Source organism: Trichocoleus sp. DQ-A1, from assembly GCF_039961955.1.
In the GTDB taxonomy this organism is placed as follows: domain Bacteria; phylum Cyanobacteriota; class Cyanobacteriia; order Cyanobacteriales; family FACHB-T130; genus FACHB-T130.
This window is the reverse complement of record NZ_JAMPKE010000019.1, coordinates 24,192-48,942: the sequence shown is the minus strand read 5'-3', so window position 1 is coordinate 48,942 and position 24,751 is coordinate 24,192. Positions and strand designations below refer to the sequence as shown.

Annotated in this window: 17 protein-coding genes; 10 read left to right on the top strand and 7 right to left on the bottom strand. The window is 46.0% G+C overall.

What is annotated here, in order from left to right; genetic code table 11:
- Nucleotides 1-115 precede the first annotated feature (115 nt).
- A complete protein-coding gene (locus tag NDI33_RS17875; protein ID WP_190673332.1) occupies nucleotides 116-1,084 on the top strand; it encodes an Hpt domain-containing protein in 969 nt (322 codons plus the stop codon).
- 566 nt (nucleotides 1,085-1,650) lie between these two features.
- On the opposite strand, the gene NDI33_RS17870 is transcribed toward NDI33_RS17875, so the two are convergent.
- Nucleotides 1,651-1,800 carry a hypothetical protein gene (locus NDI33_RS17870; RefSeq protein ID WP_190413262.1) on the bottom strand — a complete coding sequence of 50 codons (150 nt, stop codon included), beginning with the start codon at nucleotides 1,798-1,800 and terminating at the stop codon, nucleotides 1,651-1,653.
- Between the two features lie 43 nt (nucleotides 1,801-1,843).
- On the opposite strand from NDI33_RS17870, the gene NDI33_RS17865 reads away from it, so the two are divergent.
- On the top strand, nucleotides 1,844-4,090 hold the full coding sequence (locus tag NDI33_RS17865; RefSeq protein WP_190673329.1) for a PAS domain S-box protein: 2,247 nt from the start codon (nucleotides 1,844-1,846) through the stop codon (nucleotides 4,088-4,090).
- A 235-nt stretch (nucleotides 4,091-4,325) separates the two neighbouring features.
- On the opposite strand, the gene hisA is transcribed toward NDI33_RS17865, so the two are convergent.
- From hisA to NDI33_RS17850, 3 genes are all read right to left on the bottom strand, one after another.
- The gene (gene hisA, locus NDI33_RS17860) at nucleotides 4,326-5,099 is read right to left on the bottom strand and encodes a 1-(5-phosphoribosyl)-5-[(5-phosphoribosylamino)methylideneamino]imidazole-4-carboxamide isomerase (RefSeq protein ID WP_190432201.1); all 774 of its coding nucleotides are present in this window, start codon (nucleotides 5,097-5,099) and stop codon (nucleotides 4,326-4,328) included.
- A gap of 77 nt (nucleotides 5,100-5,176) precedes the next feature.
- Nucleotides 5,177-6,121 carry a hypothetical protein gene (locus tag NDI33_RS17855; protein ID WP_190673326.1) on the bottom strand — a complete coding sequence of 315 codons (945 nt, stop codon included), beginning with the start codon at nucleotides 6,119-6,121 and terminating at the stop codon, nucleotides 5,177-5,179.
- Nucleotides 6,122-6,530: 409 nt separating this feature from the next.
- Nucleotides 6,531-8,225 (bottom strand): transglutaminase domain-containing protein, encoded by a 1,695-nt coding sequence (locus tag NDI33_RS17850; protein ID WP_190673323.1) that lies wholly within the window; start codon nucleotides 8,223-8,225, stop codon nucleotides 6,531-6,533.
- A 560-nt stretch (nucleotides 8,226-8,785) separates the two neighbouring features.
- Between NDI33_RS17850 and NDI33_RS17845 the strand changes: the two genes are divergently transcribed.
- The 3 genes from NDI33_RS17845 to NDI33_RS17835 all read left to right on the top strand — a co-directional run bounded on the left by NDI33_RS17845 (nucleotide 8,786) and on the right by NDI33_RS17835 (nucleotide 13,753).
- A complete protein-coding gene (locus NDI33_RS17845) occupies nucleotides 8,786-9,733 on the top strand; it encodes a DUF928 domain-containing protein (protein ID WP_190413274.1) in 948 nt (315 codons plus the stop codon).
- Nucleotides 9,734-9,967: 234 nt separating this feature from the next.
- Nucleotides 9,968-10,798 (top strand): DUF928 domain-containing protein, encoded by an 831-nt coding sequence (locus tag NDI33_RS17840; RefSeq protein ID WP_190673320.1) that lies wholly within the window; start codon nucleotides 9,968-9,970, stop codon nucleotides 10,796-10,798.
- 990 nt (nucleotides 10,799-11,788) lie between these two features.
- Nucleotides 11,789-13,753, top strand: a complete 1,965-nt coding sequence (locus NDI33_RS17835; RefSeq protein WP_242030362.1) for a ShlB/FhaC/HecB family hemolysin secretion/activation protein — start codon at nucleotides 11,789-11,791, stop codon at nucleotides 13,751-13,753.
- Nucleotides 13,754-13,820: 67 nt separating this feature from the next.
- Here NDI33_RS17835 and NDI33_RS17830 read toward each other — a convergent pair whose 3' ends face one another.
- Entirely contained in the window at nucleotides 13,821-17,054 is a 3,234-nt protein-coding gene (locus tag NDI33_RS17830) for a CHAT domain-containing protein (protein WP_190673317.1), read from the bottom strand.
- 557 nt (nucleotides 17,055-17,611) lie between these two features.
- Between NDI33_RS17830 and NDI33_RS17825 the strand changes: the two genes are divergently transcribed.
- Together NDI33_RS17825 and NDI33_RS17820 are read left to right on the top strand one after the other, a co-directional pair.
- Complete coding sequence (locus tag NDI33_RS17825; protein WP_190529909.1) at nucleotides 17,612-18,064, top strand: PPC domain-containing protein; 453 nt, start codon at nucleotides 17,612-17,614, stop codon at nucleotides 18,062-18,064.
- A gap of 455 nt (nucleotides 18,065-18,519) precedes the next feature.
- A complete protein-coding gene (locus NDI33_RS17820) occupies nucleotides 18,520-18,870 on the top strand; it encodes a hypothetical protein (RefSeq protein WP_199302314.1) in 351 nt (116 codons plus the stop codon).
- 72 nt (nucleotides 18,871-18,942) lie between these two features.
- Here NDI33_RS17820 and NDI33_RS17815 read toward each other — a convergent pair whose 3' ends face one another.
- The gene (locus NDI33_RS17815) at nucleotides 18,943-19,620 is read right to left on the bottom strand and encodes a uracil-DNA glycosylase family protein (RefSeq protein ID WP_190673315.1); all 678 of its coding nucleotides are present in this window, start codon (nucleotides 19,618-19,620) and stop codon (nucleotides 18,943-18,945) included.
- 169 nt (nucleotides 19,621-19,789) lie between these two features.
- Here NDI33_RS17815 and NDI33_RS17810 point away from each other — a divergent pair, with 169 nt between their 5' ends.
- Nucleotides 19,790-21,367 carry a Na+/H+ antiporter gene (locus tag NDI33_RS17810; protein ID WP_190673312.1) on the top strand — a complete coding sequence of 526 codons (1,578 nt, stop codon included), beginning with the start codon at nucleotides 19,790-19,792 and terminating at the stop codon, nucleotides 21,365-21,367.
- A gap of 242 nt (nucleotides 21,368-21,609) precedes the next feature.
- On the opposite strand, the gene NDI33_RS17805 is transcribed toward NDI33_RS17810, so the two are convergent.
- Entirely contained in the window at nucleotides 21,610-23,112 is a 1,503-nt protein-coding gene (locus NDI33_RS17805; RefSeq protein WP_190673308.1) for an NAD(P)/FAD-dependent oxidoreductase, read from the bottom strand.
- A gap of 198 nt (nucleotides 23,113-23,310) precedes the next feature.
- Here NDI33_RS17805 and NDI33_RS17800 point away from each other — a divergent pair, with 198 nt between their 5' ends.
- Together NDI33_RS17800 and NDI33_RS17795 are read left to right on the top strand one after the other, a co-directional pair.
- The gene (locus NDI33_RS17800) at nucleotides 23,311-24,057 is read left to right on the top strand and encodes a Uma2 family endonuclease (protein WP_190673304.1); all 747 of its coding nucleotides are present in this window, start codon (nucleotides 23,311-23,313) and stop codon (nucleotides 24,055-24,057) included.
- A gap of 163 nt (nucleotides 24,058-24,220) precedes the next feature.
- The gene (locus tag NDI33_RS17795) at nucleotides 24,221-24,694 is read left to right on the top strand and encodes a GNAT family N-acetyltransferase (protein WP_190673301.1); all 474 of its coding nucleotides are present in this window, start codon (nucleotides 24,221-24,223) and stop codon (nucleotides 24,692-24,694) included.
- Nucleotides 24,695-24,751: the final 57 nt, after the last annotated feature.

Genomic DNA, 24,751 nt, shown 5'->3' with positions numbered 1-24,751 from the left:
GAGGCGTGCCGACAGGAACAGGGGTAAACAGTGCCTAGTGGAAAAATCCACTGCCAGGAACGACTCCCCCATAACCAGGTGACTACACAAAATTGTTGTTTTGAGGAATGCTGCCGTGGAGTCGGGAAAGATTTTAGGCTTTTTCATCGAGGAGGCAAAAGAACACCTCGAAACCCTGGAAAAAGGGCTACTGGATTTGCGAGGCGTAATGGCAGATCAAGAAAGGATTAATGAAATGTTCCGCGCCGCCCATTCTGTCAAGGGAGGGGCAGCGATGCTGGGCTTTAACAGTATTCAAAAAGTTTCCCATCGGTTTGAGGATTGTTTCAAGCTCCTCAAGGAACATCCAGTCAATATCGATAACGATCTGGAGTCCATGTTTTTAGAAGGGTATGACACCCTTAAGCACTTAGTTGACCAGCTTCAGGGGCCATTTGGTCTCCGAGAAGAGGAAGGCGAGAAAATCGTGCAAGCAGCAGAACCTAATTTTGTTAAGTTACAGGCACACCTTAACCGCCTGCTTGGGGCGGCAGGAAGTGCGCCAGAAGCGAGCAAAACGTCAACTCCAGATATTTCTGCTCAGGTGACTGGGGTGCTAAAACAAATGTTGCCGCTGTTTAAACAAGCAGAAACACCCGCAAATCGTCAACAACTTTGCGCTTTGTGCAGTCGTCTCGTGCAGATGAGTGCTGAAATAAAAACCTGGCAAGTGCTGGTAAGAACTGCAAATCGAGCGATCGCTAATCCCAAAAATACTTATGCCACCTTGGCACCGATTGTAATTAAGGAACTCAAGCAGGCTAGCGATCTGTTGCCACACGGAAAAACTGACGCGATCGCGCCGAGTGCCAGTTTGCGGCTGTTGGCAGCTTCCCCTGAAGCAACTACCGCCCCAATTCCGCCGGCAAAAGTGGCAGTTGGGGAAGGGGCACCCAGCCCAACGGAGTCAAAACCCACTCCGACATCCATCAAACAAATCGCCGTGCCTGTAGAACCTAGGGCGGCGGCAAAGGTTTTGGCTCAAGTGTTTAATAAAGAGCAACTCCTGCTGCTAGCAAAGTTACTCCACCAAGCTTCTCGCTGATTCTCTCTACCACAAAACGCGGCTGTTGCACAAAGCACGCGGCTACTTTTCCTTTGCTCAACCAGCTACAGAATCAATCGATGGGGCAGTACCCGAAGCACTGCCCCATCGTTTTTTTTGCAATTAGACGAACATTTATCATTAAGCTGTCTTTTGCAATTCAAAAAATAGGTATAAAAACTGCTTTTTCCTTTTACTTTAATTTTTGATTAGGTCAAAACTTTCAGTATGTTTGCGTGTAAAAAATAACGAATACTGACTGGCGAATAACCGATTAATCCTTAGGAATAGTCCTTGTGGTTAATTCCAGAGAACAACTAGCAACAATTTAGCTTTTTGGACATTAAGAAAAGACAAGTATTATTTAAATATTTAAAAATATATACAGAAATCTAAATATCGTATTCGATTTTTTAACCGAGTTTTGGGGAAATAACTCCTTTTAGGCCAGAAATTCTCATTACTTGTTAAAACTGATACCAATACAAACTCAAAACCCTTAGCTACAGTGATTAGAGTGTAACTTTTAGAAAAAATAAGCATCTATCTATTTGTAGACAAACTTGTTAATCTGGTGGCTTCAAAGACTTAAATAAAATAGTCTGAAAGTTACGACTCAGGGTGTATGCAGCTCCACAGCTAGAAAGGCTATACCAGAGTAGAGACAAAAGGGTGTATCCAGTCCAACGGCTGAACGAGTTAACAAAGATTGCCATAATAAAAACTCCAGGTACTCAGCCAGTGCCTTGATTGAAAGCTATGCGAAGTTTACAAGCGAATCAGCAAGGCGCTGCCCAATCAGCGCCCAGGATGGATACCCTCCCTCAGGCACTTCTGAGCGAACTAGCAGTTGGCGTCTTGGTGATGGGAGCGCAGGGGGAAATACGCTTTACGAATCAGGCGACACTGGACTTGCTGGATTTAACAGCAGACCAGATGCTGGATCAAACGCCGCTCGATCCCGCTTGGCACGTCATCCAGGAGAATGGAACGCCATTTCAGATGAAACTCCACACGGCACCAGTCCGGGCAAAGCAAGCATTGTTGCTGCTTTCGACCCGACAATCGCTGCGAAACCTGGTGCTAGGGGTTTATAGACCGACAAAGCGCGATCGCATTTGGATATCTGTTAACACCGAACCGCAGTTAGATCCAGACGGTTGCGTCGAGCAAGTCGTCTGCACGCTGAGTGAAATCACCAACCAAAAGGCAAGCGAACAATTTTCAAAAATCAATGAATGTTTTTCGGGTCTTGGTTCCGACCCAGATGAGAATATTAACCGCATCACGGCATCCGCAGGGGAATTACTAGGCGGTGCTTGGGCAGTCTACAATCGACTGCATCAAGGCTTACTGTGGTCTTGGGGTCAATGGCAAACGCCGTCGGAGTTCCCAAATGTAGGCGATCCGGACGGACATCTCTGTTATGACGTGATTCAGCAGGGAAGCAACCAGCCCTATGTCGTTCAGGATTTACCCAACACCCCCTACGCACACAGAGATCCTTGGGTTATTCCTTACCAACTGCAAACCTACGTTGGACAAGCAGTTAGATGCGCGGGTGAATATATCGGCTCGCTTTGCGTGGTCTATCAGAACCAGTTTGTTCCCACAGAATCTGATAAGAAGCTGATCGGGATCATGGCTGCGGCGATCGGTGTAGAAGAGGAACGCAAGAGGGAAGCAGTGGTGTGGGCGCAAAACGAAGGGAAATGGCGATCGCTACTGCAAAACAGCTCCAATTTGATCACAATCTTGGAAGCTGACGGGACCATCAAATACGCAAGTCCTGCCATTGAGGGCATTTTAGGATACAAGCAAAAAGAATTAATTGGCAAAAATACCTTTGACCTTGTTCACCCAGAGGATGTTTCTTTAGTCAAAAACGATTTTCAAGGCGTCCTCGAAAATTCAACAACTGCTTTATCCATTGAGTTCCGATTTCAGCACAAAGATGGCTCGTGGCGTTATATCGAAGCAACCCACAGCAATCTGGTAATGGATGCACCAGGGGTTCGCATTGTTGTGAACTCTCGTGATATTACCGATCGCAAACTGGCTGAGACAGCTTTAATTCAATCGGAAGCGCAACTGAGAGACAAAGCAGCTCAGTTAGAACAAGCCTTATACGAACTGCAACAAACTCAAAGTCAACTGGTACAAACAGAAAAAATGTCCAGTTTGGGGCAGTTAGTCGCCGGTGTTGCTCACGAAATTAACAACCCGGTTTCTTTTATCTACGGTAATCTTCCCTACGCGACGGAGTATACTCAAGACCTGCTGCATCTCGTTCACCTCTACCAGCAGGAATATCCACAACCGACACCCGCCATTCAAGAAGCAGCAGAAGCACTGGACATAGATTTCCTCAGTGAAGACCTTCCAAAACTGATGAATTCAATGCAAGTGGGAGCTGAACGTATTCGACAAATTGTGCTGAGCTTGAGGAACTTCTCTCGTCTAGATAAAGCGGCAAGAGAGCCTTTCGATCTTCACAATGGAATTGATAACACTTTACTTTTGTTACAACATCGCTTGAAGCCGAAAGCAGGACGCACCGAGATCCAGATAGTTAAAGAGTATGACAACCTGCCTCGTGTCGATTGCTATGCTGGGCAAATCAATCAGGTATTTATGAATATTCTGAGTAATGCGATTGATGCCCTAGAAGAGTCAATCATTAATGGTGAATGGTCAGTTGCCAGTAGAAAAACAACTGACATTCCTACTATCCGGATTCGCACCGAACTGGCAAATGACAATAAGGTGGTCATTCAGATTACTGATAATGGCCCTGGCATTCCATCGGAAGTGCAGCAACATATATTTGACCCTTTCTTTACTACTAAACCAGTCGGTCAAGGTACTGGCTTGGGGTTGTCAATCAGCTACCAGGTTGTTGTAGAAAAACACGGCGGCGTCTTGAAGTGTCAGTCAGCACCGGGAGAAGGAACGGAATTCTGTATCGAGCTGCCCGTAAATCTTCCCCAGCCGGAAGGAGTGTAAAAATTAGCGAATGGCACTTACTTAAGCATAAAAAGCTTAAACAGAAAAAGTAATTTGTTGGTTGGGTTTCACTATGATTCACCCAATTACTCGCTAAACTTACTAGATGTTAGTTTTCGTGCCTCAACCCAACCTCCGGGCTTATTATAGGCTAATTAACTAAACCTCTAGTTTTGGGGATAAAAAGAAGGAAATGTAGAGACGCGCAGTTGCGCGTCTTTAGCTCGTTGAAGTGTCAAGCAAAAGTGGAAAAGCCCAAATCTGGCGGGACATCTTGAATACGTCCCGACCCTATCGCTTGCAGGGCTGCTTTGAGCGAAACATCACCTGTATAGAGGGCACGACCCACAATCACACCGCTAACTCCCAAAGGTTCGAGTGTTAGTAAACTCAACAAGTCAGTAATCGAACTAACACCGCCAGAGGCAATAATGGGGATGGAAATAGCGTTGGCGAGTTCTCTTAATGCCTCTAAATTAGGGCCAGAAAGCGTGCCATCTCGATGAATATCGGTGTAGATAATGGCAGCAACCCCTAATTGTTGCATTTGCTTAGCCAAGTCGATTGCCGCAACTTCAGACGTTTCTAACCAGCCTCTTGTGGCAACCTGTCCATTCCGGGCGTCAATTCCTACGATAATTTGCCCTGGAAATTCCTGGCAAAGTTCTTCGACCAACTGGGGTTGTTCTACGGCTATGGTTCCCAAGATTACCTGCTTCACACCCATGTTTAGCAGCTGAGAGACTGAGCTTTTGTCGCGCAAGCCGCCCCCTACTTGGATTTCTCCCGGCACTGCCTGTAAAATCGCCTCGATTGCCTGCCGGTTGACCAGTTGACCCGCCTTAGCACCGTCGAGGTCTACGATATGCAACCGGGTTGCCCCCTGTTCTACCCACTGTTTAGCAATATTAGCGGGGTTGTTATCAAAAACTTGCGATCGCGCGTAGTCTCCCTGATATAACCGTACGCACCGACCTTCTAGCAAATCAATCGCTGGAATTACATTCATCTTCAGCTATTCAAATAATCAAATGAGTAGAGTGGGCAGCGCCCCCCTACTCAGTCCAGACTATCAGCTAACAGCTATCAGCTAGCAGCTAATTGTTGTGGCGGCAGCCCAAATAACTCTTCGAGATAATCAGACGTAAGCGTTTGGTTCCACTGACGCAGCTGCACCATGAGTCGGGCAAATGTGAAAACTAATTCCACTGCGTACAAGGCATAGCCAATTTGCAAGACATCGTTCCCTTTCGGGCGTTCGCCCTGGTGATGTTTGAGAATACCCATTAAATTTTTAGTGGTGCCCTGCAAGCGGGTGAGATAGGAATCTCCAAACGCCCAACGGCTAATCCCCCAGAACTTTACTAGGTGATTGATTTCGTCTTGCATGGGTTGCGCGATCGCTTGTTGCAATGCCCCCGTCGAATGAGCCATTAACCAGAGATATACAGACGTTGCTCCCCACTCGGTTGCGATCCGGGCGATCGCGTGTTTATAAACATCTTCTCGCAGATTTCCACTCGCTTCATAGCCTTTTACTGAGTTCGGATAGGCTTGGATTTTTTCACCTGTTAATTGTTGATAGATTTTGCTAAAAGTGGGGCGGTGTTGCCGTTCTTCTTTCTCCCATATTCCTACTTCTATCACCGAGCCATCCCCTGCAAAGGTACCGCCCACAAATCGTGCCATTGGAAAGTGGGCTGCTTGCAAATAATTCCAGCTTTCCATCGCATAAGCGCGAATCGGCGTTTCAATCTCCACCGCATTTGCAACTGTTGCAATAAATAATTCGGGAGCGACACCGATAATTTGATTAGAAGTAATTGCTTGCCAATCAATCGTTTCCCAGCGGCGCTGATGAGGATTTTTAAACTGTCTCGGTAAGTCTGACAGGTTCTGCTGGAGAATCTCCAACGCTAGATAGCGCTCAATCAGATAATTAATGCGCGATCGCGTTTGTAAATAATGCGGATGGGGATATTGATTTCCAGCTAGATCGACCGACCGCTCCTTAATGCTAGAATTATTCATAGATTCAGTTCTTCCTTATTGCTTTGACCTTGATTATTAATTACCTATTCAATCTTCTATCAAGTATCTTTGTAACAGCATTCTGATATTCAAAAGCTTAGATTTTTGATAAAGATTGATACTTCTAGGACAAATTTAGTATCGAAAAGCAATCCGGATTTTTTTTGAATTTTGTGACAGTTAAAATATTGACCTACTGTGAAAGTCTTAAATTAGCGATCGTTAAGCGATTTCCAATTACTTTAATAGGCGATAGATACCATTTTCCCTAAACTGCTGCTTTCTGGTAAAAACGGAGAACAGTTTGTGACAGTTTAAGCAGCGACCTCCTAGGGAATAGCGGACAATTAGCAATGAGTACCCAGTGAAAAAGGGTGGACAGTGCCCACCCTTCTGACTTTATTCACCCTTATGAGGACGGTGCTAGTTCCTCCAAAATCGTAAATCTCACATGATTTAGGGATAATTCTCCAATGGAAACGTCCTGCTTATTGACTCTTTCCCCATGACTCATCAACCTTTCAAAGGTAATACCTTTGCCCATCTCAGCGTGATACCAAGCTAAACCCATGAAAAACCGCGATGGATAGGGGCCTTTTTCGACCACATCATCCGGATTGGATTCCATCGGCAACCAGCCAAATCCAGGCAGGTAGAACTCCATCCAGACATGATTAAAATCAGGTTGCAGGGGCAAATTCATCAATTCAGGATGGGGAGGGCACTTGTAGCGACCTACCGTGCGGCAGGCAATGCCATTCAGCCGCGCCAGGGCAAGTAAAACCCCCAGGTACTCACCGCAGGAACCAACACCCCTTTCTAAGGCGACATCTGGCGGGTCAATGTAGGGCTTAATCCCGTAGGAAAGACGGTCATAGACATAGTTGCGAATTTTGAAAATTTTCCGCAGCATATTCGTTTCGCTGCCAATCGCTTCCTTGGCGGCCTTGAGGATGATATCGGTCTCCATTGCCAAATCATCATCATCCGTCAGATATTTGCTGCGTAACTCAGGCGGGAGGTCGGGAAGTTTTTCGGCATCTCTGGGCGTCAGGCGATATTTGATGCTCCAGACTTCTATCAGGGCTTTCCAGCCAAATATATAGCGATCGCCAGTTTTGAGGCTGTTAAATTTAAATACAGCCACCCGCTGTCCGTCTTGAATTTCTTCCGTGAAAGGCAATCCGACGGCTTCAATTTTTCTGATCTTCTGTCGATGAGTCTCCGAGGGTAGAGCAATTCGCCACTCCACATTTTCTAAATCCACCTCGTCGAGGGGGGAAAGTTCCTCGACGTAGGAAATTTCCATCAGATAACCATTTGAGAGAGCGTAGCGTTCAGCCTCGTTGTAGTAAAAATACAACGGGTGAATAAACGTGCGATCGCGGTACTGTAATTCGTAATTCGGGTCGGCGTTCGGGTTATCGCGCAGGTAAGGCTCCTCACCTGCATAAGCTACGTAGAGAATATCTTTCCCCGTTTGAGGATCTGTGTAAAAAGCTAACCCTGTCGGGCATTCAAAAGGCGTCAGTACGCTGAATTTGATCTCACCCGTAGCTCGGTCAAGGCAGTAAACTGTTTGCTCAATGCTATCGGAAACCCAGAGTTCCTCACCCTTGACTGTGATATTTTCTACCCCTACTCCAGGGGCATAAAATCGGGTAATTTCTTGACCTGTCTCACGACTAAGAACAAGAATATATCCCGCCTTCTGGGAAGTCACGTAAACAGTTGATTCCCAAACAGCAACCCCATTGGCTGGGTAGGGCAAGGTGACAAAAGACTGAGGCGTCAAATCAGTGGTAGAGATGCCATTAATGGCGTTTGGACAAAAGAAAACACCATTTTCCTGGGTACACCAGAGAGTATCTTCCCAAAGAGCTAACCCAGTCACGCCCAGAAAATCTGGCAGATGATTGGCATTGAGTATAGTAGTGTTGTCACTCTTCGGATCGATTTGCAGCAGATACCCGTTAGTGGCGTCAATGGCGATAAGTGTATCTTTCTGAGTAGCAATGCCATGTATGGCAGCAGATGCAATCGGTCTAATTGTCCGATGCCAAGGATTTTCTTTGAGTAGTAGAGCCGCTGAATCAGGAATCATCTCAAATCTCAGTGAAGTTTATGTAGAAGTGGATACCCAGGGAGGCAGAGGGGTTTGAAAGTTGGGATTTGGGATTATGAGGATTTAGTCAATCTAGAATAGCGATCGCCACTCTCAAATTGGTTTGACCCTAGTCTTAGCCCAAGTTACCAAAAATGCAACCAAGACAACTGCTTTATACGAACTTGAGTACGATCTTATTTGTCTGTGTCAGCCGGGAACTCTAACAACGGTTAGGACTTCTTTAATTAATGACCCAACTAAGGATTGAGCCGACCCATTGCCTTTAGATGCCCCCTCTGGGGATTCTTGCAGAAGGGCAGACTTCATGACTCGATGTCCGAATAGAAAAACAAATTTTCCGTACATGAGTTTGATATATAATTATGGACACGCGATCGGACGAGCTTGCTGCTCCAAAGCGATATCAATCTAGCGATTGGTTGTTAAACAGAACCTTCAAAAGCGTAAGAGTGCAGAGCCATCCACAACTGTCTGGATGGGCAAAATCTTCAGGCACTCCGCTTGAAAAGGTTTGGAAATTGAAAGAGACCGGATTCATGAGGTCTACACAAGAAACTACAGTGCCGCAAAAATTAGGGGTCGATTGCGATACGCTCCCTAAAGGAGAAACCCTCGGCAAAATTCAACCCAATTTCAATTTTTTAAGTAGACTCGTTGAAGTAAAAATCCCACAGCTTAAGTTCTGGGGAGTGTCAACAGAAAACAGTTCTAGCATGATTTGGATGAAACGCTACTCACAGATTACAACACTGGCTGTTTCCTTAACGCTCGGACTGGTTCTGAACGTGCCTTCCCAGGCACAGGCACAGCCTGCCTCACTCAGCCGCAGCCTACTACCCGATACTTTAAACTTCAAGCCGCCAGAGCGAGGCACCCCTGATGGCAGAGAACAAGGTGCAACCCGCTATCCCACCATTTGCACGCAAGGTCTCACTGCCTTAAGACCCTTGGATGTTGGGTTAACGGTTGCAGAGTATCCAACCTTCTCATGGTATATGTCTACAACGTCGGCTCGGTCAGCGGAATTTGTGCTGAGAGATGCAAGCGACCGAGAAGTCTACAAAGCAAATTTTGCAATCGCAGGAAAACCTGGCATTTACAGCCTCAACCTTCCTCCATCCGCCAATTTACCACCCTTGGCGCAGGACAAGGAATATCATTGGGACGTCTCGGTGATTTGTGATGCTAACGACCGGGAGAAAGATATTGTCGTCGGGGGTGCGATCAAGCGCATCGCACCCGATTCAGCCTTGGTCAGACAAATCCAGCGAGCCACTTTACAAGAGCGCGTTGGTCTCTATGCACAAGCTCGCCTTTGGCATGAGACACTCGCTACCCTGCTGGAGCTACGCCGGTTGAATCCTAATGATTCTACTCTGGCATCTGACTTGAAAAAGCTGTTACTGTCAGTTGAACTGAACAAGGTTGCGAGCGAACCTCTAGTTCAGAGCGCAGCTAGTCGAAGAACAACTGGCTCAAACTAAAACAACCAGTCTTTAGGTTGTTATATCTGCTAAAAATTAGGAATATTTGACCCACTCGTTCAGAGTTTTCAACCCCAAAATGCGACTTGATGAAGGCAGAAAGCCGAGTTCGGATCGTGAAGAAAACGATTTACGGGTTGGGTAGTCAGTCAATCTAGGGCGGGACAATCAAATCTTGTTGGTTGAACCGCACCTATCTATTCAAAACTCAAAATTCTTTGGAGCAGTTCTGCTATGGACTGGATGAAGTCCCCTAGGTTAAAACGAGCCTTAGCTATCTCTATGGAAGTGGCACTGCTCACGGGTTTCTCAACTCTGATAGGGACACCACCAACACTACTCGCCCAAGGAATGCCCGATCGGTGGATAGTTGCTGGATATAATCCACCTAAAACCGTTGGGGCACCAGGGCGCAGAGAAGGGGGCGGAACTCGCAGTCCTGGAAGTTGTCCAGTGGCAGGCAAGCCGCTCACCGCGCTGATCCCTGCCAATAATATTGGGCTTACAGTAGCAGCATATCCGAGCTTTTCATTCTACGTCCCTCCAGTGCCCGCCCAAGCGTCGCCACTGGCGCTAGAGTTTGTACTGAAGGATGAAAAAAACGATCGAGAGATTTATACAACAACCTTTATGACTACGGGGAAGGGGGGTATTGTCAGCATCAGTCTTCCAACTTATGCTGGATTACCACCCTTGGAAGTCGGTAAGAATTATCAGTGGTCCTTGTCGATGGTTTGCGATTCCGAACAGCGATCGCTCGATGTTTTTGTACAAGGTTCGATTCAGCGGGTTCCACAAACCGCGCAGCTTGATAATCAGTTGAGGGTGGCTACACCGAATAAGCGCCCAGATGTTTATGCAGAGGCGGGGATGTGGTTTGATGCCTTAACTACTCTGGCAGAGCTGCGCCGCTCCAATCCGAACAATTCCGCTTATTCTGCTGAGTGGGAACAACTCTTGAAGGCAGTTGGGCTGGACAACATTGCCAAAGAGCCTTTGCTCCCCAGTATGACGACATCTGCTAGCCAAACGACACCCCTTCAGCGCTTGAGAGAAAATCAATAGTTTTGAATCAACTGCTCCCTCACTTTAAGAATGAAAATATACTTAATTTCTCATCCTTGAAGACTCAGCAGGCAATGGGGCAGGGAAAAAGCCTATGCCCCTACCACTTAACACTGCAATTTTCTGTAAATATGAAATGAACGGCTAGAGGACAGCACATTATTGGGGCTGTACTTTAATTCTCGCAGCCCTTTTTTCTAGCGATCGCGTTGTGGCGCAGATGCACTCTCTTTGCAGGGATTGGTGTCTCTGAAGTACCATCTTTTGTGAAATTGTACTATAACCTTTTACCTTAATATCGCCTAAAATAGATTGCTGAAAGTGGCTACTGGCAAGACTTGTACCATCCAAAATCGGCAATTCAAAATTTCAAATCCTATAGAGGGACGCATCACACTTTTACCCTCTCGCCATTATTACCTCGTACTCTCAGCAGGATATTCTGGATAGCAGGCTGGGGGAGAAAATTAGCAATTCCGTCCTGGTTTAGCCCAAACTGGGTAAAGCTGTCGGAAAAATACGTTCACTGGCTGAATAAGAGTGCCGCAGGTGATATCGATCCGTTTGTCTTGGGGATCGCGAATCCAGCCTGAAATGAGAGTGCGCGTGCAATCAGGTGCAAAAGTCAGGTGCAAAAGTCATTGATTGGGCGTTTGAGTGTGGTAGCAAACCGATCTTGTTCGCGAGCAAATTAGCTCGCCTTCCGAAGGCACAATGTAACTAGCAAAGAGGCGACGCCATTGACAGATGATGGCATAATGAAAACATAAAATTGAGTCTTCAGATAGATGCAATTTTGGTGAAAACCGCAAAATCATGCCGCTCGTTTGCTTGCAAAAGTAACATTCTCGCTCCTAAAAGCGAGAATGTTACTTTTGGAGAGAGAAAAGGAAAAAAGTTGAATTAAGTAAAGAAAATACGGATTGGATACAAAAAAATTGTATTAATTGAAGTTTTTAGACAATTCAACCCGTGGAGAACACAGCTACCATGCGTTCAAAATTTCAATGGTTTTGGTGTGGAGTGTTAATTGAGGGTGCGATCGCTTGTGTCTCTGCCAGCGGTGCTAATGCCAAAACACTACCGGCAACGCCCGATCTGAATGGATTGAATTTTCATCGCGAAATGGAAACGATGAAAGCGTTTTCCAGCGACGAGAGAGCAAAAAAAGAACCCGCTAGGCGTTCAGTTGCCCCGTCAAAGGGCATACAGCAAAAGCGCGTGGGAGTTGTTCAGCCTGAGCCAGAGAGGTCTGAAAATAGACGGCTGCAAGCGCAGACTCTACCTGCTTCACCGCAGAACCAACCACAGCTAAATCAACCCCTGCAACCCCAATCCGATCCTAACCGCGATCGCTTTCCGCAGCCTGCACCCCTCCCAGAACCTCTGCCGGAAGAGTCACCGTCGCCCGTACTGACGCCGCCGACACCAGCACCCGATTCTGCACCGTCCTCAGCCACGCTTGAGGTGAAAAAGATTCAAGTCACTGGCAGCACCATCTTTGGGGCAGAACAGTTGAACTCGATTACTCAAACTGTAGAGGGGCGGACTGTCACCCTAGAAGAACTCAGAAACGTTGCCGATGCGATTACCCAGTTGTACCTCAATCAAGGCTTCATCACCTCAAGAGCCATCCTGGTAGACCAAGCCATTACGGATGGTGTCGTCCAGATTCGCGTCATTGAAGGCAGCCTAGAAGAGATTAGGGTAGAAGGAACGCGCCGGTTGAATTCAAATTACGTGCGATCGCGCGTGCGTTTGGGGGCTGGCAAACCGCTCAATACGGGCAAGCTAGAAGATCAATTAAGGCTATTGCGCGTCGATCCCCTATTTAAAAATGTAGAAGCCAGCCTCCGCTCTGGGAGCGGGGTGGGTCAAAGTATTCTCGTCGTTCGCGTTACCGAAGCCAACCCCTTTTATGGCAGCTTCGGCGTCGATAACTACTCGCCTCCGAGCGTTGGTTCCGAACGATTGGGCGTCAATCTGGGTTATCGCAACATCACCGGCATTGGAGATGAAATTTTTGGCTCCTATTACCATACGACCACAGGCGGCGCTGATGTTCTTGACTTAAACTATCGGGTGCCGCTCAACCCCATGAACGGCACCTTGCAACTGAGATATGCTCCCAACCGAAATAGAGTCACCCAAGCCCCTTTTGAAGTTTTCGACATTCGGGGAGAATCACAGCTTTATGAAATTAGTTATCGACAGCCGTTAATCCGCTCACCGCGTGAAGAATTTGCCCTTTCTTTAGGCTTTACTCACCAGAATGGTCAGACTTTTACTTTTGCAGGGCCAACCCCGTTTGGTTTTGGCCCCGACGAAGAAGGTCGGAGCCGCACCAGCGTGATTAAATTTGGGCAAGACTATCTGCGTCGGGATGTTAAGGGTGCTTGGGCATTGCGATCGCTTTTTAGTCTTGGCACTGGCTTATTGGATGCCACCATCAATCCCGACCCCATACCCGATGGTCGGTTCTTAAGCTGGCTGGGCCAAGTGCAGCGAGTTCAAGTCCTGAATAACAATAATTTCTTAATTGTGCAAGGAGATATTCAGCTATCAACCAGTGGCTTATTACCCTCCCAACAGTTTGTAATTGGCGGCGGTCAATCGTTGCGCGGCTACCGACAAAATGTGCGTGCTGGTGACAATGGAGTGCGACTTTCAATTGAAGATCGCATTACCGTTCAGCGAGATGAAGCCGGTGCCGCCACATTGCAGTTTGCTCCTTTTGTGGATGTGGGTTGGGTGTGGAATGTGTCTGATAATCCCAACGATGCCACGTTACAGGATGAGAGATTTTTAGCAGGTGCTGGCTTAGGGCTAATCTGGCAACCTCTGCCCAAGCTAAATATACGACTAGACTATGGCATTCCACTGGTTGATATTGAAGACCGTGGCGAAAATGCCCAAGATCGGGGATTTTATTTCAGCGTTAACTATCAATTTTAGAAAGAATTAAAAATTAAAAATTGAAGAACTCCTCATTTTTAATTTTTAATTCTGCATTTTGCATGGATTACCACGGGTTGCCAATCATCGTAAAAGCTGCCCAATAATAAGGATGAGATAAATTTTGATTCTCCAGCTTCGCGAGTTCGGGCGTTAGAACCACATCCCCTCTGGGAGTTTGCAGTTTACCTCCCTGTATTCGCACTTGCCCCTTCAGCATCGCTACCTGTGCTTGCCGCAGTGCCTCCACTCTCACGGAGGCTTTTTTCAATTCTTGGTAAAATTCCGTCATCAGTCCCAAGGTGCCTTGGTCGCTGACGTACCAAAGACTTGCCAGCGCTGATTTGACTCCTGCCTGCACCGCTAACCCAGCAAAACCCAGCTCCGCCTGCTCATCACCCAGCGCAGTGCGGCAGGCACTCAAGACTAACAAATCTACCGGCGGGTCATTCCACTCAAGCTGTGGCAGTTGGTTTAAGGACAGCTTCGTGTCCCATAGCTGAATGTAGGAGTTACTCGGATCTCCTGGTTCAAATTCTGCATGGGTTGCCAGGTGAACAATTCTAAACGGTTGTAGACGGCGCTGAGTCTTGAGATTCTTGAGAGTGAAAGCATTGTTGAGGAAGGATTTACCAGGCCACAACTCAGGTGTAATGATTGATAACTCGGTTGGCACAGCGGGAAGCGGGTCTTGGTCGGGAAATTCCGATGCTCCCATTGCCAAAACTTGAGAGTTTTTTAGGTTGCGTTGGAGAGTGTCCGTTAGGCTAAGACTGGGGATCAAGCTGACGCTGTATTTCTCCACCAGAAATTGTTGACCATCATATAAAGCTGCAAATGGTACAGAACGCAACCCACTATCGGGCACGAATACGAGATTTTGGATGCCTCTAGCTTGTAAATCGCCTTCTAGCGGAGCGATTAGCCACTGATACAGTTGCTTGGCTGAGGTCAGGTAGGTGGGAGTGCGTCTGATCCGAATGACTTCCTTGCGAAATTGCTCGGCGACTTTGAGAACTTGCGTTCGCGAAGCGTATGCGCCTTGCGCTCCTAGCACGGCTCCCGATAACCGCTTGCGGATGGGTGGACCCTCTGCCGTTACCAGCACTACTTCCAGCTCGTCGCTCTGAGGGCTAACGGCTGTAGAGGCTGGGGTTTCCTGCCCCTGCTGAGTGTTGAGTGAGAGGGATTTTTCAGTCCCTTGTACTCTCCTACTTTCCTGCACCTCTGGGGCAATAGTTTTGGGAACAAAAGCAACATACATCAGCGCTGGTCTGACTCCCGTTTCTGTTTCAATTCTTGCGAGAGTCTGACGAGCATCAAGCAGAGAATTAACACGAGTGGGAAGATTATTGAGACCGAAATATTCGGCAAATTGACGAGTAAAAATTTCTTCGCGTTCGGTCACGACCGCGTCAATTTCAATTGCCGGAATATCCGGCGGGAGTTCTGTGGGTGGCTCCTCTTCTGGGTCGTCGATTAAGATTGTGGGATCGATTATTTGATCGGGATCGGCAGTAATTAATTGAATATTTCCCTGGGTGTCTGGCCCAGGAAAAGATTGGAAGGTCGAAATCGTGAATTGCCCATTGTTCAGTGCTCCGGCTGTCCCGTTCGTTGTTGGATTTCCAACTAAAAAAGGAACTAAATTATTGCCGCCACCATGCTGGATAGCGATCGCGCCTCCTCCAATTCCTCCGGACGTAGAGATACTGGCAGAGATCCCATCTTGGTCTAGAAAAGTGCCTGTGGCTTTGAAAAATTGACCAGTTGCAATGTTAACGTTTCCCCCCACGCCATTCGTTCCCCCTTGGGCATTGATGGAGGCAACTTGAATATCTCCAAGCGGATCGAGGGTTACAGATCCCCCATTCCCAATTGCTGAACTAGAGTTGATGACTCCAGCGTTGATTTCGTTCAGAGCCAAAAGCGCGATCGCACCCCCGTTTCCAGCGTTGGACGAGGAATTGATAGAACCAGCAATATTAATTGTCCCTGTCGGACTATTGGGTGAAGTAATATGGTTAATTTTGTCAAGTGCCGAAAGAGTAATTGCACCTCCATTCCCAAGATTTGATGAAGAATTTAAAAAACTTTTAATGTTAATTGAACCTGCTGTACTCGTTAGAAAAATATTGCCGCCATTACCTGAGTCAGAAGTTGTCAAAATCCCGTCTAAGGGCGAACTCAGGATATTAATATCCTTAAAAGCGGACATCGTTACAGAACCCCCATGTGCCCCTAAAAAAGTGGCAGAGGTATCGATTTTTCCGAGGACTGTAATGTTGTTAGCAGAAGCCAAATTCACAGAACTCCCCAGGGAGGGCAAGGAAGTTTTAGAAGTGGCTCCCTGCACCACGACATCACCAGCGTCTACCTGGATGTTAGCTCCAGACAGTTTCACCTCCCCAGTGCCGCTAACCGTTACTTTTGTCGCATTGTTAGCGCCTCCACCTGTGAGTAACTGCGGCAAAGAGAGAGGAGAAGCGATGGAGAGGGGGAGAGAAGGCGAGAGAGGTTGAATCTCTAAACTCAGCAGGTTTCCCGCCTGAGAAAGGCGAACCATCTTTTCACCTGGTACAGATGCAACCGCGATCTTCCCCCCAGGTGCCGAGAGATTACCGAGGGAGACAACCGTACCACCGAGTAGATTGAGATCCTGCCCATCTTTAACGGCTAGCTGTGCCTCGTTGACAATCGCTCCGGGAGTTTGAGGGGTGGCGAAGGCAAAGGTATTAGGCGTCCCTACCAGCGCCGCATAGCTATTAGAACCGATGGCATTAAACCATCCTGAGTCAAATTTAATTCCAGTCGCTGTGGTAGCGGTGAAGCTTCCAGGTACGTTCAAACTGGCTCCTGCGCCAAAAACGATCCCAGCGGGGTTCATCAAGAAGAGGTTGGAATTGCCGCCAGAGACTTGGAGAAGCCCATTGATGACTGAGGGATCGCCCCCCGTAACGCGCCCCAGGATATTTTGAATGGAGGGGCTAGAAATGAAGTTGGCAATCTCACCTTGGCTAAGACCAAATTGGGTGAAGCTGTGGAACAAATTGGTCTTATCAGCGGATGTCGTGCCGCCTTGGATGTCATATTGGGTTCCATTGGGCTTCACAATGGTGCCGGTGCCGTCAGTCGCCGGGACGATCGATTGTGCCTGCACGCTCAGAAAGCAAACGGATATTCCCAATGCCAGATGTGGAAGGGCAAAAAGCAAAAAGGCGATAGATTTTGACCTTTTCCTTTTGACTTTTCCTTTTTGTCGTGCTAACAACAATTTAATTCTTTTGACAATTGATTTCATAAGGCCGCTCCTGAAAGGAAACACGTTCCTCAAGTCTTTAGATTTTTCAACGCTAGCTTTTGGGGCAACTTTTGCGCTAGAGGCAGTGTTGAAATGGCTACAGGCTTTTGTTTATAGTGTTTGGACAGTGTAAAGGGAGAAGTCCTCGCTCTGCGGTAAATTGCCGTATCGTCCTGTCCGTCAAAACTAATTAGGAAGGATATAAAAAGAATGGATTTCACCACCACTCAATCAATGAACAGGAGTTTGAGCGCCAACTCATCGCTTTTAGGAGATAAGCTAGTGAATTAGCCAGCTCCAGCCTGCCCATCTGGAGAAAGCTCAAGTCGGGCGGTAACACGGACAGAGCAATTACCGATCGGATTTTCCGGTTTCTTCCCAAGTGCCGGACTATCCACAAATTGCGTAAAGCAAAGCGATCGCTTCTATCGAATCGCTTCCGGGTGCCAAAGAAAGTAAACAATAAATAGTAGAAACATTCTTTGTTTGGGAAGCGGTACACCCCGCCCCGCTTTCCCCCAACCCTCAAAAGGGAAGGGTGTCCAGCGGAAATTTTTATGACTGACGCTTTTGCCCTTAGATGGCACCGCACCCTGATTGTTCCTGCCACGCTGCTGGCTCTTTGTCTGACCACTATATCAGCCAAAGCGCAAAATAAGGTGTACAGCCCAATTCCTGTACCAGCAAACAACGAAGTTTCCGACACGCTGACTGAAAAAGATATTCCGACAGGTGAGGGAGGTTTTGCTCGTGATTACGTGGTGAGTCTGGATGCTGGAGATCAGGTAGCGGTTGACTTGATCTCTGATAGTTTTGACACGATTGTGACCCTGATGTCGTCGGATGGCGCTACTGTGGCGGAAAATGATGACGGTCCCGACGGTAGCACTAACTCGCTTTTATTTTCCCGCATTACCGAGCCGGGTGATTATATTATTCGGGTTCGGGCTTTTGGGGAAACAAGTGGCGGTTCTTTTAAGCTCAAGGTAACGCGCCTAAAACCAATGTGAGTAGAAAGCAGAAGTTTTGAATTATTTTGAATTATAAGTGTTGAGTTTTAAATTTAAACAATCACTCAATACTTATGATTCATGAGTCTCAAATCCGCTCAACATTTAGGCTAATTTTTCAGGCAAATCTTAAAATACTTATCCGATCGAAGTTTAGCCAAACCATTAGAAATTCTTATCAGTTAGTAGCGGTAATGAGTCATCAGAGAATAGAGGGAAGGATTATGGAGAGATGGGTACATCTGAATTTTCGATGCGTTTGCCCTGTTTTCCAACCCAAGCGCGATCGCTAGTTATCTTGCCTTTAATCTTCTAAGTGCAAGGAACTAACAGAAATCCAAAATTTAGGGGAGACTAATTAACTTTGGTTCTGTGAAATTAGATTTTACAGGGTAGTCAGGGGAATCATCAATTCCGATCTCGTCAATATTTCTATTTATGAATTGAGGAAATCCATGAAATCCCCTCTTAGAATCGACTCTTTGTTTTTTGCAGGAATCGGAATTTTTACTTTAGCCTGGTTTGTTTGCCATACCGAAAGTTATTTTCTTCCTTATCCTTTAATTGATACAAAATTACCTCTAGGCTTTTTAGAAGAAAAATTCTCCCGGATCCAATTAGGAATGGGCAAAGATGAAATTTTAAAAATCTTACCTGCTCCCGAACATAGCCTCGATCGTGAGAATTGGAGTTATGGTGTAGATGGTGCAGCTCTTGGGGGTAATTTTGCTTGGATTTTGTTTAAAATGTCTTTTGATAAAGAAGGCAAAGTAATAGGGAAAAAACGCTACATTAATCATGATTAACTAAATATATACCCCCTTTAAATAAATACACAGAGCGCTTTTCTCAACCATTCGATAGCTGGGCTTAATGTGTTACGGCACTATTTCAGCGAGGCGTTGCTGAAGTAGTTGAGGAAATTGGGCGTAGTATTTTTGATTGAGTGGGGAAGGATGAGGGAGTGGCAGTAGCATCACTGAACGTTGATGTATATTGCCTTCTGTGTCCTTCGCCTGAAGCGTAACTTGAATGCTGGCAGAGTAGCGATCGCTTCTTGCAAAAAACTGCTTCAATTCATCCTTAGCCGCATAAGGGGCAAACCAATTAAATGCTTCATTTCCCAAAGTGATAATTTTATCCCCTTGCCAATGCAATACCAATAATCGCTCTAAAAAGGGGCGAAATCGTTTTTTCACAGCCTCAGCGTATGCTTTGTTGCCCGGTGGTTTGTAAGGCACGGTATTTGTCAGTAAAACGCGATCGAGGACAACTTGTAAATCGGTATCCTTATTGGGTTCGGTGGCTGCGATCGCACTGTACAAACCCCGACGCACAAAGCCACCAGCAGCACCGCAAAGCGGTTGACGTGCCCGTACTTCATCTTTTCCCAAATCGCGGGCAAAAAAGCATAGCTTGCTCTCTAGATTGCCTGCATAGAGAATTGGCTGCGTAGGCTCCAAACTCGCTGCCAGATACACAGGTTCATCAACGGGAAATGTTTCCCGTTGCGCTTCCTGCTGGATATCTGCAATTAACTGTTTAATGTCTGACATAACGTTTTATCTTACTTCAGATAGATGCAATAAATTATGTTTGCAAACACGAAATCTATTGAATGATACGATGTTGGCAATTCAAGAGATTATCCTATACAACGTCTAGATTAAAAGGCAAATTAAAAGCTACAGTGTTTTAACGACTAATTACGATTTGGAGTTTCCTATGGCGATAGAAACCACCTTAGATGAAGCTTCCATTAAGCAAAGCTTGGAGCAATTTTTGCTAGTGTTGTCTATTTCCTTGAGTGTGGCGACACTTTCGCGAATTTTCAGTTGGTTACGCCAAATCCCTTACACATTGCTGCTGGTAATTGTCGGTTTATTTTTAGCATTTGTAGATGTGCGGTTGGTGAATCTGTCGCCAGAATTAATTTTAGAGATTTTTTTGCCTCCCCTACTATTTGAAGCTGCTTGGAATATCCGTTGGCGAGACTTGAAAGATGATATATTTCCCGTCACTTTGTTTGCCATTTTCGGTGTCATTATCTCGGTTGTTGGTATTGCATTTCCTCTCAATTGGCTGACTGGACTTCCTCTTACAACTGCCCTCCTTGTCGGTGCTTGTTTATCTGCTACCGATCCCGTTTCCGTAGTAGCTTTGTTTCGGGAACTGGGTGCTGGCAAACGCTTAACAATGTTGATGGAGGGAGAGAGTTTATTTAATGATGGCGTGGCGGTAGTGGCGTTTACGTTGCTAGTGGGAATCCCGCTGGGAACCAATGAGTTTGCACTAGACACTACAGTTGCTAGTTTTTTAGTATTTGTTGGTGTTGGGATTGGAATTGGCAGCTTAGTTGGTTTTGGAATTTCCTACCTTACGCAACGTTTTGACTTGCCATTAGTAGAACAATCACTCACTCTTGTTTCTGCTTACGGCACTTATTTGATAACAGAAGAGTTGGGTGGTTCTGGGGTAATTGGGGTTGTCACGGTTGGTGTGATTTTGGGTAACTTTGGCTCTCGAATTGGCATGAACCCGCGCACCCGGTTATTGGTATCTGAATTTTGGGAGTTTTTAGCATTTTTTGTCAATTCCATCGTTTTTCTTTTAATTGGCGATCAAATCCACTACTCGCGTCTAGTAGAGAATTTTAGTCTGATTGCGGTGACAATTGGGGCGGTATTGGTAACGCGAGCAATTGCCATCTATGGACTCAGTGCTTTGAGCAATTGGCTAGTTAAATCTCAAATAGGGTGGCGAGATCAAACAATACTTTGGTGGGGTGGTTTAAGAGGCTCAGTTTCAATTGCCTTGGCGGTAAGTGTACCCATTATCTTACCAGGAAGAGAGGAAATTATTGATATGGTGTTCGGCGTTGTGTTGTTTACTCTGTTAGTTCAAGGTTTGACAACTCAGTGGTTTTTGGAAAGATTAGGATTGATTGGAGATCAGCCGCTACGCCAGCAATATTCAGAGGCAATTGCCCGTCGCGTTGCCTTAAATCGAGTGTTGAATTATTTATTGGAAGCTGGCAAAGAATTAGAAATCGATCAGGAGTTTTATCGTTACGAGTTAAATCTGGTTCAAGGACAACTCAAGAGTATTGAGGAGGAAATTGAGAAGTTGCAAAATCAATATCCTCAGTTGCGAGCGCTTAATATGCAACAATTGCGAGAAAAACTCTTAGATATTGAAGCCGACACCTACGCTGAACTGATTCGTGCAGGACGTTTGAATAATCGACTCTCACCCGTCATGCAGGAAATTTTAACTGAATCAACAGAGGATGAAAGGGGCTAAATTGGGGGTGCGATCGCACCCTAAAAGAAAATCCTCTCTTTTCTAATTGCTCTATGATTACGATCGGGGGGCAATTCGTTTTTTTAATATATATTGTTGCTGTTTCTTGATACTCGTCACACCCATTTACTTTTTTCCCGCTTCACTAATCGCTTTTCTTCTAGCAATCCTACTTGAGTTGTGAGATGCTAGGCGGGGAGTATCGCCGCAAAGCCGACAATTAAGAAAACTTAATTTGAAGTTCAAATTTTTAATAACTTCGCCGTCTCTTGCGGCGTAACCAAAGTATTCGCACACAAAATTCCCGAAGCAGCAACGGCGGGAACGCCAATTCCTGGCATCGTACTATCTCCCACACGATACAATCCAGAAATCGGCGTTTGTGTGCCAGGAAATGTCCCTTGACCTACTGCAATTGCAGGGCCATAAGTTCCCTGATAGCGGCGTAAGTAATAAGCGTGAGTTAATGGTGTACCAATAAGTTCTAATACAACGCGATCGCGTATATCCGAAATCACTCTTTCTAACGCACGGAATAGAGATTGCGATCGCTCTTTTTTCCTCTCCTCATACCCTTCATCTCGTTGCCATCCCTCATAAGGTTCTAATGTGTAGGCGTGAACTACATGATGTCCCTCTGGTGCAAGATTAGCATCCCACACCGAAGGGATAGAAATCATGCAAGTATTCCCCGGTTCAGTAATATCTTTACTCGCATCGTGAACTACCACATGATGTCCCGTCAGATTTTCCAAGCCCTCAGCGCGGATGCCTAAGTGTAAGTGCATAAAGCTGTCAACCGCTGGCGTTTCTAAAGATTGTTGACGATAAGACAGCGGCAAATCTTCTGGGCGCAATAACTTAGTATAAGTATCCCAAAGGGTAGCATTAGAAATTACAACAGGCGCATTAATAACTTCACCATTCTTTAACTTAATGCCTGTCACTTTGCCCGATTGGATTAGTATTTGCTCAACATGAGAATTTAATTTTAATTCGCCACCCCAACGCTTTAAACCGCGCACTAAAGCATCAACAATTGCGCCACTTCCTCCAACGGGATACTCGACACCAGCGCGAGAACGTTCTCCCAACATAAATGCCACTTCTGGGGCAATTGTTCCGTGCGCCTTAAGTCCAGAAAGTAGAAAACATTCCAAGTCAATTAAGCGCCGCACCCAAGGATCTCGTACCTCTCGATCCATCACATTACCAACAGAACCTTGGACGGTTTTTAGATGCGGTAGCAGTTTCAATACAGATGGTAAATATTTCCCCAAAACCACTGGTATTATCTGCCAATCTGCCCTTAAAGCAATAGTAGGAATCTCCCGCAGCGATTCGTAAAGAGGTAGCAGACGTTTTTCAAATTTTTCTAATTCTCTTGCACCTTGAGGTGTAATTTTAGCAACAGTTTGTCGATAGCGTTCAGCATTGCTGTAAACGGGAAAGGTGCCTTCAGGAAAATGGTAATGTCCTAGGGGATCGTAGGGAACCGCTTGCAACGATTCTCCCAAAAGTTCTAACACTTGCTGTAATGGATTTAGACCGCTTCCAGGGGTGAGTCCGCAATAAAATGAGGGGCCAGAGTCAAAATGGAATCCCTGCCGAGAGAAACTGTGTGCAGCGCCACCAGCGATCGCGTGACTTTCGCACACTAGCACTCGTTTTCCGTAACGGGCAAGTAACGCCCCTGCGGTTAAACCGCCAATTCCGCTACCGATAACAATTACATCTAAACTCATGGTATGACAATCTCATTTAATTTATGAACACTATCTTTTTTAAACGAATCGCCTTAGCGTTAGCGAAGCCATGCGCGTTAGCGCTTTAGAAGCTGAGAACGCAGAGGAAGAGAAAAGAGATTATTCTTTAAATAGATTGGATTTATATTAGGGAGATTTATTGGATAATTATATTAATAGCTTGTGGAGCTAATCTTTATGGTACAGCACAACCCGGAAACCAGATTACCAACAAGTGCTGAACTTCCTTGTTCGGATGATACACCTGTGGATAACGAAGACCAGAATTTTATCCCGAATTTTCTATTATTCTTGCTAGAGTTCATTTGGGGTAATCGCCTTGACTGGTATTTTGGTGTAGATATGGGCATCTATCACACGACAGGCGTGAATCCAAGAGTACCCGTGGTGCCAGATGGATTTCTAAGTTTGGGAGTGGAACGGAGGAAAAACAATGGTTCTCGCTCCAGCTATGTTCTCTGGGAAGAAAATAATATTGCCCCCATTTTTGTCTTAGAAATTGTCTCTCACACTTATGGGGGAGAATACGATACAAAAATGGCAATTTATGCCAATTTAGGAGTGTTGTATTATGTAATTTATAATCCGAATTTCTGGCGGCGCGACCAGGAACAACCTTTTGAAGTTTACCGTTTAGTAAATGGGCAATATCAGTTACAAATCGGAGAACCATTCTGGATGCCAGAAATCGGTTTAGGAATTGGGCGATTTGTGGCTCAAGTCGGAGGCATACAGCGCGAGGTATTGTACTGGTACGATGCCCAAGGTGTGAGGTATCAGACAGGGGAGGAATTAGCTGAAATTGAGCGGAATCAGCGGGAGTTAGCACAACAGCAAGCTGAGTTGGAACGACAACGCTCAAATGAACTGGCAGAGTTATTAGAGAGATATCGCGATCGCTTTGGTGACTTAACCCAAGGGTAAGGATACGGAATTGCTGTCGAGCGCGATCGCTAAATCCATAGTTACCAGATAAGAGATAATCAAACCGAAGTGGACTGAGATTAGATTGAAAAAGTGACTCTTGTAGAAGACCACTTTCAAGATTACTCTGACCGTAAAATAAGAATGAACCCGTATCGTGGTGATGGAACGAGAAATTTATATCAGAGAAGCTTTTCCAGAGGAAGATTCTCTAATTGCTCAACATTTTTATCAAATGTGGCTGGATAATCATGTTCCTTCTGACTCAATAGAATCAGACTGGCTCAACATTACGCTCCAGTTTATAGAATGCGCTCGAAAAGAGGGATGCCATAAAGCTTTTGTGGCGGAGATTGATGGGAGAGCGATCGCTTCAGCAAGTTGTCAGCTGTTTGCTGGTCTTTACCCGCATATCCTCAAACCGGAATCTCGCAAATATGGATACATCTGGGGAGTTTACGTTGAACCGCCTCACCGCAGACAGGGACTTGCCAAGAAACTTACGCTTTGTGCGATCGACCATCTAAAATCGCTTAACTGCACAAGGGTTATCCTACACGCCTCCCCACCAGGTAAGCCAGTCTACTCTAGTCTTTGCTTTAGCGAAAGTAATGAGATGCGGTTGGATTTGCTGTAATTAAAGAGACGTATCCTTGCGAAGCGGCACACGATCTCTACCCTATCTCCTCTGAAA